This is a genomic window from Streptomyces panacea, from assembly GCF_040560175.1.
Lineage (GTDB): Bacteria > Actinomycetota > Actinomycetes > Streptomycetales > Streptomycetaceae > Streptomyces > Streptomyces panacea.
Map to the genome: position 1 here is coordinate 1 of NZ_JARJHW010000204.1, position 12,779 is coordinate 12,779.

Annotated in this window: 3 protein-coding genes and 1 pseudogene; all 4 read right to left on the reverse strand. The window is 73.8% G+C overall.

Annotation, left to right across the window (positions count from 1 at the left end; all coding sequences use genetic code 11):
- Positions 1-75: 75 nt before the first annotated feature.
- Positions 76-1,164 carry a glycine oxidase ThiO gene (gene thiO, locus P3L51_RS31135; protein WP_354608677.1) on the reverse strand — a complete coding sequence of 363 codons (1,089 nt, stop codon included), beginning with the start codon at positions 1,162-1,164 and terminating at the stop codon, positions 76-78.
- A complete protein-coding gene (locus tag P3L51_RS31140; protein ID WP_354608678.1) occupies positions 1,161-3,248 on the reverse strand; it encodes a type I polyketide synthase in 2,088 nt (695 codons plus the stop codon). Before P3L51_RS31140 ends, thiO begins: the two co-directional genes overlap by 4 nt.
- Before the next feature lie 31 nt (positions 3,249-3,279).
- Entirely contained in the window at positions 3,280-3,843 is a 564-nt protein-coding gene (locus P3L51_RS31145) for an FcoT family thioesterase (RefSeq protein ID WP_354608679.1), read from the reverse strand.
- Positions 3,840-12,755, reverse strand: a pseudogene (locus P3L51_RS31150) (SDR family NAD(P)-dependent oxidoreductase); the annotation flags it as partial. The gene P3L51_RS31145 and the pseudogene P3L51_RS31150, both read right to left, overlap by 4 nt.
- Positions 12,756-12,779 lie beyond the last annotated feature (24 nt).

Below are 12,779 nucleotides of genomic sequence, written 5' to 3' on the forward strand. Positions count from 1 at the left end.
CGGGCGGGCGGGCTCGCGACGCACGAAGTCCCCCTCCCCGCCAGCGCCGGCGGGGAGGGGGACTCGTGGGACCGATCAGGAGAAGCGGAGCGGGGTGAACGGCACCGTCGCTGCGTGCGGGACGGTGTCGGTCAGGTAGGCCGCCATGGCCACGGCCGTGACGGGAGCCAGCTGGACTCCCATCCGGAAGTGGCCGCTGGCCAGGTAGACATCGGGAACCGTGGTCGGGCCGATGACGGGGAGGTCGTCGGGCGAGGCGGGACGGAGCCCCGCGGTGATCTCGGCGAAGCGCAGGGCGCCGACCTCGGGAATGACCTCGGCGGCGCGGCGCAGCAGACTGCCGGTGCCCTCGGCGGTGACGGTCTCGTCGTAGCCGCGCTCCTCGTAGGTGGCGCCGACGACGAGTTCACCGTCCAGGCGGGGTGCCAGGTAGAGGGACTTGCCCTTGGAGATGGCGCGGGCCGTCACGTTGAGCAGCGGCACGTCGGAGCGCAGGCGCAGGATCTGGCCCTTGACGGGACGGATCTCCGGGATCGCGCCCTCGGGCAGCCCCTCGATCTGGTGGGTCCAGCAGCCGGCGGCCAGGACGAGACGGTCGAAGGGCACCGTGTCACCGTTGTCGAGGACGACGGTGTGGTCCTCGATCCGGGTGGCTCCCCTGCGTACGACGCTGCCGCCCAGGGCTTCGATGGCGGTGATCAGCGCCGCGTCGAGGACGCGCGGGTCGATGGCGCCGTCGTCCGGCGACAGCAGGCCGCCGACCACGGGGGCGAAGGCCGGCTGGAGCTTGGCGCACTCCTCGGCGGTCAGCCGTTCGGTGCGCACACCGATCGACTTCTGGAAGGCCAGCTGGCGGTCGAGGATCGGCAGGGATTCCTCGTCGAACGCCGCGTCCAGGACGCCGTCGCGGCGGAAGCCGGCCGGAGCGAACTCCTCCAGCTCCTCGACGAAGGACGGGTACAGCTCACGGGAGGCCAGGCACAGGCGGAGGAGCTCCAGCTGGTCGTACAGCTGGTCGTTGATGGCCGGGAGCAGTCCCGCCGAGGCGTGGGACGCCTTGCTGCCCGGGGCGGGGTCGATCACCGTGACGGAGACGCCTTCGCGCGCGGCCCGCCATGCGGTGGCCAGGCCGATGACACCGCCGCCGACGACAACAGTTTTCATGAATTGCTCTCCTGGAGGAGTCGACGCAGGTGGGAGGCGAGACCTGCGGGGGTGGGATGGTCGAAGACGAGGGTCGCCGGGAGCCGCAGGCCGGTGGCGGCCGCCAGGTGGCGGCTGAGTTCGAGGTTGCCGATGGAGTCGAGCCCGGCGGCGCTGAACTCCCGACGCGGGTCGATCTCGTCGCCGCTCTCGTAGCCGAGGACCGAGGCGGACACCGAGCGGACGAACTCCAGGGCGGCGGCGTCGCGTTCGGCCTCGGGCAGCTCGGCCAGCCGGCTGACCAGGGTGTCGGTCACGGCGGGCTTGCCGGTACGGGTGGGCGCCAGCTCCTCCAGGACGGGCGGGATGTCCCCGGTGAGGCCCGCCTCGTTGAGCCGGACGGGCGAGAGGACCGCCTCGTCGCCACCGAGCGCCGCGTCGAAGAGAGCCAGGCCCTGGTCGCGCCCCAGGGGGGCGAAGCCGGACCGCTTGATGCGGTTGTGGTCGGCGGCGGACAGGTCGGAGCCCATGCCGTTCTCGCTCTCCCACAGGCCCCAGGCGAGCGAGAGGCCCTGCAGTCCGCGGGTACGGCGGTGGTGGGCGAGCGCGTCGAGGACGGAGTTGGCGGCGGCGTAGTTGCCCTGCCCCGCGTTGCCGACCAGTCCCGCGACGGACGAGAACACCACGAACGCGCAGTCCGGGTCCTGGATCAGGTCGTGCAGATGGAGCGCGGCGTCGACCTTGGGGCGCAGAACCGTGTCGAGTCCGCGCGGCGTGAGGGTGCCGATCGCGCCGTCGGACAGCACACCCGCGGTGTGGATGACGGCGGACGGGGCGGGGATGCCGGCCAGTGCGCTCTCCAGCGACGAGCGGTCGGCGACGTCGCAGGCGACCACGTCGACACGGGCGCCGAGCGCGGTGAGTTCGGCGTCCAGCTCGGCGGCGCCGGGCGAGCCGGGACCGCGGCGGCTGAGCAGCACGAGGTGCCGGACGTCGTGGCCGGTGACCAGGTGCCGGGCGAGCAGGCGGCCCAGCTCTCCGGTGCCGCCGGTGATCACGACGGTGCCCGTGAGGCTCCTGCGCCGCGGCGGCGGTGGGCTGCGTACGAGACGCGGCCGGAGCAGCGCGCCGTTGCGCACGGCGAGTTGGGGTTCGCCGGAGGCGACGGCGGCGGCGAGGGAGCGGCCCGAGTTCCCGGGGTCGTCGACGTCGACCAGGACGAAGCGGTCGGGGTGTTCGGACTGGGCGCTGCGGAGCAGTCCCCAGACGGCGGCGCCCGACACGTCGGACAGGTCCTCCTCGGCGCGGGCGGCGACGGCTCCGCTGCTGACCAGCACGAGGCGGGTCTTGGCGAGGCGGTGGTCGGCCAGGCACTCCTGTACGAGCATGAGGGCGCGTTGCGCCGCCGAGCGTACCGGCGAGTCCTCGTCCGTGCAGGAGACGACGATCACGTCCGGGACGGCCGTGCCGGCCCGGAGCACGGAGTCGAGTTCGCGCAGCGAGGGGTAGGAGTCGAACGAGCGGCGGGTGGCCTTCAGCGCGCCGGTGAGGCCGATGCGGTCGGTTCCGAGGAATCCCCAGCGCTGCTGGTCTGCGTTGTCCGACTGCTGTACGACGGACTTCCATACGACGCGCAGCAGTTGGGTGCGCTGCGCCGCGGCGTCGAGCTGGTCGGCCGTGACGGGCCGGCTGACGACGGAACCGATCGTGGCGATCGGTTCGCCGTCGTCGCCGGTGAGCGCCAGGGAGAAGCCGTCGTCGCCCGGGACGGTGTGGATGCGGACGGCGCGGGCGCCGCCCTTGTGCACCCGTATCCCGCGCAGCGCGAACGGCAGGAACGTCCGGTCGTCGCGGTCGATGTCGGGGACCAGTGCCGCTTGGAGCGCGGTGTCGAGCAGGGCCGGGTGCAGGAGGTAGTCGCCGCCGCCGGCCGTGCTGTCGAGCGCGGAGTCGGCGTAGACCTCCTCGCCGTGCGACCACACGGCGCGCAGGCCCCGGAAGGCCGGCCCGTACTGGAGACCGCGGTCGGCGAAGCGGCTGTAGAGGTGCTCGATGTCGACCTCGCGGACTCCGTCAGGAAGCCCGGGCCGTTCTGCTTTGCTCATAGTCGCTTCCTTCGCGAAGTCCGGGCGGGGGTCAGATCACGGGCGGGTTGGTGACGGCGGCGGTGATCTCGCCGTGGCTCTCGCCACCTTGCTCGTCGGCGTAGTGGCACTTGGTCCGCAGGATCACCAGGGCGTCGCGCAGATCGTTGGCGTCCCATTCGGCGATGTCGATGATCTCGATCTCGCCGGTGAAGCGGCGGCCCTGCATGGCGCTGCGGAAGCTGCTCTTGAAGTCGGTGATGAACACGTCGGCGAGCTGCCGGGTCCAGAACTGCTCGATCGTCCAGCCGGAGAACGGCTCGACCAGTGATTCCCGTACCGACATGGCCAGCAGGTAGTAGGCCATCTGGTTGAAGCAGATGTTGAACTCGACCGAGTTGAAGTGCCCGGTGTCGTCGATGTAGCAGGACTCGGGGATCTCGAAGGTGCAGGTGGCGATGAGTCGTCCGCCGTCGCGGGGGTCGCCCTGGGAGGTGACCGTGGCCGAGGTGAGGTACTCGCACCGCTTGGCCCGGTAGGGGGTCAGCACCCGGTGCAGCAGTTCCTCGTCGGTGGGGAAGACGCGCCGGTCGGTGTCGTCGAGAAGCTGGGTCATGTCGGGTCTCCTGATCGTCGCGCGGTGCGGAGAAGGTCGGCCAGGCTCATGCTCTGGATCGCGGCGGTGCGGTCCTCGGCACCCTCGGCCGGCTCGGGCTCCGGTTCGTTCTCGGGTACGTCGATCGCCATTTCCTCGAGCAGGTGCCGAGTGAGGACGAGCGAGGTCGGGTGGTCGAAGACGAGCGTCGCGGGCAGGCGTTCCCCGATGACCTCGCCGAGGGCGTTGCGGAACCGCACGGCGGCGAGGGAGTCGAAGCCCATGTCGCGGAACGACCGGTCGGCGTCGACCTCGTCGGCGTCTCCGAAGCCGAGAGTGGTGGCGGCCTGCGCCCGGACGATGTCGAGCAGTGTCTGTTCGCGGCGGGCCGGTGTCAGCCGTGCCAGCCGGTCGCGCAGGCTCTCCGCCGGTTCGGCGGCCCGTGCGGCGGGATCGACTACGCGGCGGGACGGGCCGCGTACGAGATCGCGCATCAGATAGGGCACGTCGGACCGGCTCTGCCCGCTCAGGTCGAGCCGGACGGGCGCCAGGAACGCCCGGTCGAGAGCGCCGGCGGCGTCCAGCATCGCCAGGCCCTCGTCGGAGCCGATGGGCAGGACACCGTCGCGCACCATGCCGGCCACGTCGGCGTCGGCCAGCTCGCCGGTCATGCCGCTGGCCTCTTCCCACAGTCCCCAGGCCAGGGACTGCGCCGGGAGCCCGTTCGCGCGACGGTGCGCGGCGAGGCCGTCGAGGAAGGTGTTGGCGGCGGCGTAGTTGCCCTGTCCGGCGCCGCCGGTCACGCCCGCCGCGGACGAGAACATCACGAACGCCGAGAGGTCCTGACCGGCGGTGAGTTCGTGCAGGTTCAGCGCCGCGTCGACCTTGGGGCGCATCACCGCGGCCATCCTCTCCGGTGTCAGCGAGGAGAGGATCCCGTCGTCGAGGACGCCCGCGGTGTGGACGATTCCGGTGAGGGTGCGGTCCGCCAGCACGGCCGCCAGCGCGTCGCGGTCGGCGGTGTCGCAGGCGACCACCTCGACACGGGCGCCGAGTGCGGTGAGTTCGGCGTCCAGTTCGGCGGCGCCGGGTGCGCCGGGGCCGCGGCGGCTGGTGAGCAGCAGGTCGGTGACGCCGTGGGTGGTGACCAGGTGCCTGGCGACGAGGCTGCCCAGGGTGCCGGTGCCGCCGGTGATCAGTACGGTGCCGGGCCGGTCGCCGAAGACGGTGGCGGCGGCGCCGTTCAGGTCCCCGGTGACGCGGGCCAGTCGCGGGCGGTGGAGGGTGCCGGCGCGTACGGCGATCTGTGCCTCGCCCGTGGCCACCGCCGCGTCGATGTCGGCGTCCGTGTGGTCGGCGCGGTCGTCGGCGGCGTCCAGGTCGATCAGGACGACGCGTCCGGGGTTCTCCGTCTGGGCGCTGCGGGCGAGGCCCCAGACGGCCGCTCCGGCGAGGTCGGTGACGTCCTCGCCGTTCACGGACAGGGCGCCGCGGGTGACGACGGCGAGCACGGCGTCGTCGGCGCCGCTCTCCAGCCAGGACTGGAGGACGGCGAGTGTCGTGGCGGTCTCGGCGTGGGCCGATTCGGCGGTGGCGCCGCCCGTGCAGCGGTGCACGACGGTCCGGGGGGCGGTCCCGCCGGGTGCGGCAAGTGCGGCGGGTGCCCAGACGAGCTCGAACAGTGAGTCGTCGTACGCGCCGTCGCGGATCGGCCCGCCCGGGGCCACCGGACGCAGTACGAGCGACTCGACGGAGGCGACGGGGCGGCCCGCGGTGTCGGTGAGGCGCAGCGCGACCTCGTCCTCGCCCAGGCGGGTCATCCGCAGTCTGAGCGCGGCGGCTCCCGAGGCGTGCAGGTCGACCCGTGTCCAGGCGAACGGCAGGGTGACCCGCTGGGCGTCGGTGGCGAGCAGTCCGGTCGCGTGGAGAGCGGCGTCGAGTGCGGCCGGGTGCAGCCCGAACCGCTGGGCCTCGGCGGCGGCCTGCTCGGGGAGCGTGATCTCCGCGAACACCTCGTCGCCGGAGCGCCAGGCGGCGCGCAGGCCCTGGAACACCGGCCCGTAGGCGAGGCCGCCGTCGGCGGCCGGCTCGTAGAAGCCGGTGAGGTCGACGGGCTCGGCGCCCGGCGGCGGCCAGGCCGCCGGCTCGTGGGCCGGTTCGGGCGCGGCGTCGGTGAGCGTGCCCTGGGCGTGGCGTGTCCAGAGGGTGTCGGCGGGGGCGTTGTCGGGCCGCGAGTGGATCGACACGGTACGCAGATCGGCGTCGACCACGACCTGGATGGCCACGCCGCCGCGCTCGGGGAGAGCCAGCGGTGCTTCCAGTGTCAGTTCTTCCACGCGGCCCCGGCCGACCTCGTCACCGGCCCGGACGGCCAGTTCCACGAAGCCCGATCCGGGGAACAGGACGGTGCCGCCGACGACATGGTCGGCGAGCCACGGCTGGCCGGAGAGCGAGAGGCGTCCGGTGAGCAGCACTCCCCCGGCCCCGGCGACCGGTACGGCCGCGCCGAGCAGCGGGTGGTCGGTGGCTATCTGGCCGATGCCCACGGCGTCGCCGGTGTGCTCGGTCAGGTGCAGCCAGTACCGCTTGCGCTGGAAGGGGTAGGTGGGCAGTTCGACGTGCTGGGCGCCGGTTCCGACGAACTGGGTGTCCCAGTCGACGGTCGCGCCCCGCACGTACGCCTCGGCCAGCGAGGTGACGAACTGGCGCGGGCTGCCGGAGTCGCGGCGCAGGGTGCCGACGAGTGTGGCGGCCACCCCGGCCGACTCGGCGGTCTCGTCGAGACCGGTCAGCAGGCCCGGGTGCGGGCTGGCCTCGATGAAGATCTCGAAGCCGTCGGCGAGCAGCGCCCGCGTCGTGTCCTCGAACCGGACGGTCTGGCGCAGGTTGGTGTACCAGTACTCGGCGTCGAGACCGGCGGTGTCCAGGGTCCCCGCGGTGACGGTGGAGTAGAACGGGATGGACGAGGTCCGCGGTGTCAGGCCGCTCAGTTCGGTGAGCAGCCGGTCGCGGATCTCCTCCACGAACATCGAGTGGGAGGCGTAGTCCACCGGGATACGGCGGGACTGGACCTCGTCGGTGTCCAGCCGGGCGCGCAGTTCGTCGAGGGCCTCCGGGCCACCGCAGACGACGACGGAGCTCGGGCCGTTGACGACGGCGAGTTGCAGGCGGCCGTCCCAGTCGGCCAGGTACTCACTCGCGCGGTCGGCGGACAGGGCGACCGACATCATGCCGCCCCGGCCCGCCAGGTCCTGCCGGATGACGCGGCTGCGCAGGGCGACCACGCGTGCGCCGTCCTCCAGCGACAGGGCGCCGGCGACACAGGCGGCGGCGATCTCGCCCTGGGAGTGGCCGACGACGGCGGCCGGTTCGACACCGGCCGCGCGCCAGGCCTCGGCCAGGGACACCATCAGTGCCCACAGCGTGGGCTGGACGACGTCGACGGCGTCCAGGGCCGGTGCGCCGGGCGCGCCGTGGACCACGTCGAGCAGGTTCCAGTCGACGTACGGTTCGAGTGCCTTGGCGCATTCGCCCAGGCGTGTGGCGAACGCCGGTGAGTGCTCCAGCAGTTCGACGCCCATGCCCTGCCACTGCGAGCCCTGTCCGGGGAAGACCAGCACGGCGCGCGAGTCGCCGCGTTGCAGGCCCTGGACGACGGCGGCGGACGAGTTCCCGGCGGCCAGCGCGTCGAGCCCGGCGAGCAGGCCGTCGCGGTCGGCGTCCACGATCACGGCCCGGTGTTCCAGGGCGGCGCGGCCTCGGGCGAGCGAGGCGGCGGCGTCCAGTTCGTCGACGCCGCCGTTCTCGCGCAGGTGGGCGGCGATGCGCGCCGCCTGGGCGCGCATCGCCTCGGGGGTCGAGCCCGACACGGTCAGCGGGACGACCGGAGGCCGCTCGCCGCGCGGTTCGCCCGGGCCGGCCGGCGGCGCCTGCTCGATGATCACGTGGGCGTTGGTGCCGCTGACGCCGAAGGAGGAGACGGCGGCGCGGCGCGGGCGGCCGTCGGCCGACCAGTCCCTGGCCTCGGTGAGCAGTTCGACGGCGCCCTCGGTCCAGTCGATGTGCGGAGAGGGGGTCTCGGCGTGCAGGGTGCGCGGCAGCACGCCGTGGCGCATCGCCATCACCATCTTGATGACGCCGGCGACGCCGGCGGCTGCCTGGGTGTGCCCGAGGTTGGACTTGACCGAGCCGAGCCACAGCGGGTCGTCGCGTCGCTCCTGGCCGTAGGTGGCCATCAGCGCCTGTGCCTCGATCGGGTCGCCGAGGGTGGTGCCGGTGCCGTGGCCCTCGACCACGTCGATGTCGGCGAGTGTCAGACCGGCGGAGGCCACGGCCTGCCGGATGACCCGCTGCTGGGCAGGGCCGTTGGGGGCCGCGATGCCGTTGGACGCGCCGTCCTGGTTGATCGCCGAGCCGCGGATCACCGCGACCACCGGGTGACCGTTGCGGCGGGCGTCCGACAGGCGTTCGAGCACCAGGAGTCCGGCGCCCTCGCCCCAGCCGGTGCCGTCGGCGCCGGCGCCGTACGCCTTGCAGCGGCCGTCGGGGGCGAGGCCGCTCTGCAGGCTCATCCCTACGAACGTCTCGGGCGTGGCCATCACGGTGACGCCGCCGGCCAGGGCGAGTGTGCACTCGCCCTGCCGCAGCGACTGCATCGCCCAGTGCATGGCCACCAGGGAGGAGGAGCAGGCGGTGTCGATGGTGACCGCGGGGCCCTGGAGGCCGAGGGTGTAGGCGATGCGTCCGGAGGCGATGCTGCCGAGGCCGCCGCCGGCGGTGAAGCCCGCGAGGTCCTCGGGGACGGCGCCGGAGCGGGTCGTCCAGTCGTGGTTCATGACACCGGCGAACACACCCGCGGCGGTACCGTGCAGGGAGTGCGGATCGATGCCGCCCTGTTCGAGTGCCTCCCAGGCGACTTCGAGGAGCATGCGGTGCTGGGGGTCCATCGCCTGGGCCTCTTTCGGGCTGATGCCGAAGAAGGCGGGGTCGAACTCGGCGGCGTCGTGCAGGAAGCCGCCCTCACGGGTGTACGTGGTGCCGTGCTTGCCGGGCTCGGGGTCGTAGATGTCGTCGGTGTGCCAGTCCCGGTCGTCCGGGAACTCGGTGATGGCGTCGGTGCCGCCGGCGACCAGCCGCCACAGTTCCTCGGCGGAGGTCACGCCGCCCGGGTAGCGGCAGCCCATCGCCACGATCGCGATGGGCTCGTCGGTCGCGGTCCGCACGGTGGGCCGCGGCGCCGCGGCGACGGGTACGGCCCCGCGTACGGTTTCGAGCACGTGGTCGACCAAGGCGCGCGGGGTCGGGTGGTCGAAGATCAGCGTGGAGGTGAGCCGCAGCCCGGTGGCCGTACCGAGCGCGTTGCGCAGTTCGATGGCGGCCAGTGAGTCGAAGCCCAGCTCGGTGAAGGCGCGGCGGGGGTCGATCGCGCCGCCGCCGTCGTGTCCGAGGACGGCGGCGATCTGCGTCCGGACCAGGTCGAGGACGATCCGTTCGCGTTCGGCGTCCGGCTTCCCGGCGAGCCGGTCGGCCAGTGCGCCGCCGGGGCCGGTCGCGGCCGCCGCGGCGGTGTTCCGGCGGGCGGGCGGACGGACCAGTCCCCGCAGCATCGGCGGGATGCCCTCGGAGCGGGACCGCAGCGCGGGGGCGTCGATACGCAGCGGGACCAGTGCCGGCGCACCGGTGACGAGCGCCTGGTCCAGCAGGGCGAGGTTCTGCTCGGCGTCCAGGGCGGGGAGCCCGGAACGCTCCGCCCGGCGGAGTGTCACCTCGTCCAGACGGGCGCCCATTCCCGCGTCGCCCGCCCACAGGTTCCACGCGAGGGAGGTCGCGGGGAGGCCCTGGGTGACGCGGTGCGCGGCGAGGGCGTCCAGGAAGGCGTTGGCGGCGGCGTAGTTGCCCTGCCCGGCCGCCTCCATGGTCCCGGCCGCGGAGGAGAACAGGACGAAGGCGGCGAGCGGGAGGCCGCGGGTCAGCTCGTGCAGATACCAGGCGCCGTCGGCCTTGCCGTGGAAGACGGTGTGGACCTGCTCGGGCGTGAGCGATCCGGCGAGCCCGTCGTCGACGACTCCGGCGCTGTGGACGACACCCGTCAGCGGGTGCTCGCCGGGGATCGTCTCCAGCAGCGCGGCCAGGGCGGCGCGGTCGGCGACGTCGCAGGCGGCGACCGTGGCGTGGGCGCCCAAGTCGGCCAGTTCGGCGACGAGTTCGGCGGCGCCGGGGCTGTCGGGGCCGCGTCGCCCGGTGAGCAGCAGGTGCCGCACGCCGTGCTGTCGTACGAGGTGGCGGGCGACCACGCCGCCCAGACCGCCGGTGCCGCCGGTGATCAGCACCGTGCCGTCCGGGTCCCACGCGACAGGGCGCGGGTCCTCGGGTGCGGGGGTCCGGGCCAGGCGTGGCACGAGCACCTTGCCGTCGCGCAGGGCGAGTTGCGGCTCGCCGGAGGCCAGCGCGGCGCGCAGCTCGTCCTCGGGCACCTCCCGGTCGGTGCCGACGAGGACGAAGCGGCCGGGGTTCTCGGCCTGGGCGGAGCGCACGATCGCCCACAGGGACGCGAGGGTGAAGTCGTACGGCTCGCCGCGGGTGACGATCGCCAGCCGGGTGTCGTCGCGCAGCGCGTCCTGGATGAGCGTCAGGGCGTGCAGCGTCGCGGCCCGCGCCGCGTCGGCGGGTTCGCCGGGGAAGGTCTCGGGGACGTACGCCAGGTGGAACTCCCGCGACGCGGCGTCCGGCTCCGACGGGGCCTGGGCGGCGGTCCATTCGACGCGCAGGAGCGAGCCGCCGCCCGAGGCGGACGGCCGTACGCCGTTGACCGGCACGGGTCGCTGGACGAGCGAGCGGACGGTGGCGACCGGCGCCCCGTTCGCGTCGGCGAGTTCGACCGTGACCTCGTCCGGGGCGGTCTGGACGACGTGAACGCGTACGGCGGTGGCGCCGGCGGCGTGGAGTTCGACACCGCGCCAGGCGAACGGCAGCCGCACCTGACCGTCGTCCTCCGGCCCCTCGGCGGCGTGCAGTGAGGAGTCCAGCAACGCGGGGTGCAGTCCGAACCGCTCGCCCCCGGCCTCGTCGAGAGCGACCTCGGCGAACACCTCGTCCCCGCGGCGCCACGCGGCGCGCACGCGTCGGAACGCGGGCCCGTAGCCGTACCCTTGCGCGGCCTGACGCTCGTAGAGGCCGTCGACGTCGATCGGCTCGGCGTCGGCCGGCGGCCACTGGGCGAACACGGCCGGGTCGGCCGTCGCGCCCTCGCCGTGCTCGGTCAGCACTCCGCTGGCGTGGCGGGTCCAGTTCTCCTCGCTCCGCGCGGGGCGCGAGTAGATCTCGACCGAGCGGCGGCCCGAGGCGTCGAGCGCGCCGACGACGACCTGGATCTCGACTCCGGCGTCGGTGGTGACCGCCAGCGGTGTCTCCAGGGTGAGTTCCTCCACCGCGGCGCAGCCCGCCTCGTCGCCGGCGCGGACGGCCAGTTCGACGAGGGCGGTGCCGGGTACGAGGACGACACCCGCGATGACATGGTCGGCCAGCCAGGGCTGTGCCCGGGTGGACATCCGGCCCGTCAGGATCACTCCGTCGGCGCCCGCGAGGCTGACGGCGCTGTCCAGCATCGGGTGCCCGATCGTGCCCGGGTGGCTGCTTCCGGCGTCCAGCCAGTAGCGCTTGCGCTGGAACGAGTAGGTGGGCAGCGCGGTGCGGTGGGCGCCGCGGCCGGCGAAGAAGCGGTCCCAGTCGACCGCCACGCCGTGGGCGTGCGCCAGGCCGAGCGCGGTGAGGGTCTGGCGCTCCTCGTCGTGCCCGTCGCGCAGCAGCGCGGCGAACGCGGCGTCGGCGCCGCCGTCGGCGAGGCACTCGCGGCCCATCGCCGACAGGACGGCGTCGGGGCCCAGTTCCAGGTAGGTGGTGACGCCCTGGGATTCGAGCCAGCTCATCGCGTCGGCGAACCGGACCGGCTCGCGCACGTGTCGTACCCAGTAGTCGGCGTCGAACGCGGCGACGGGCTCGCCGGTCAGATTGGAGACCACGGGGATGCGCGGCGGCTGGTAGGTCAGGGTCTCGGCGACGCGGCGGAAGTCGTCGAGCATCGGTTCCATCAGCGGCGAGTGGAACGCGTGCGAGACGCGCAGCCGCCGCGTCTTGCGTCCCTCTTCGGTGAAGCGGGCGGCGACGGCGAGTACGGCGTCGGTCTCACCGGACAGCACGACCGCCAGCGGGCCGTTGACGGCGGCGATGCCCACCTTCTCGGTGAGATACGGGGCGACTTCGGCCTCCGCCGCCTGGACGGCGACCATGGCGCCGCCGGCGGGAAGCTCCTGCATCAGCGTGCCGCGCGCGCCGACGAGCAGCGCCGCGTCGGCCAGGTTCATGACGCCGGCGACGTGCGCGGCGGCGATCTCGCCGATGGAGTGTCCGGTGAGGAGTCCGGGCGTGACGCCCCACGACTCCAGCAGCCGGAACATGGCGGTCTCGACGGCGAAGAGGGCGGCCTGCGCGTAGCGGGTCTGCTGGAGCAGTTCGCCCTGCGCCGAACCGGGCTCGGCGAACAGCACCTCGCCCAGGGGCTCGTCGAGGTGGAGGTCGAGGTGGTCGGCGGCGTCCTGGAGCGCCCGTGCGAACACCGGGAAGGCGCGCACCAGTTCACGGCCCATGCCGAGGCGCTGGCTGCCCTGGCCGGTGAAGAGGAACGCGGTACGGCCCGTGGCCAGCGTCGTACCGGTGAGCAGTCCCGGCGCGCTCTCGCCCGCGGCGAGGGCCGTCAGGGCGCGGCGCAGTTCGGCGCGGTCGGCGGCCACGACGGTGGCGCGGTCGCGCAGCGCGGCGCGGGTGGTGGCGGCCGAGTAGGCGAGGTCCAGCGGCGAGGCGTCGTCGACCGCCGTCAGGAGCCGTTCGGCCTGGCCGCGCAGTGCGTCCTGGCCCTGGGCGGACAGGACGACCGGCACGGGGCGCTCGGCCACGGGGGGTTC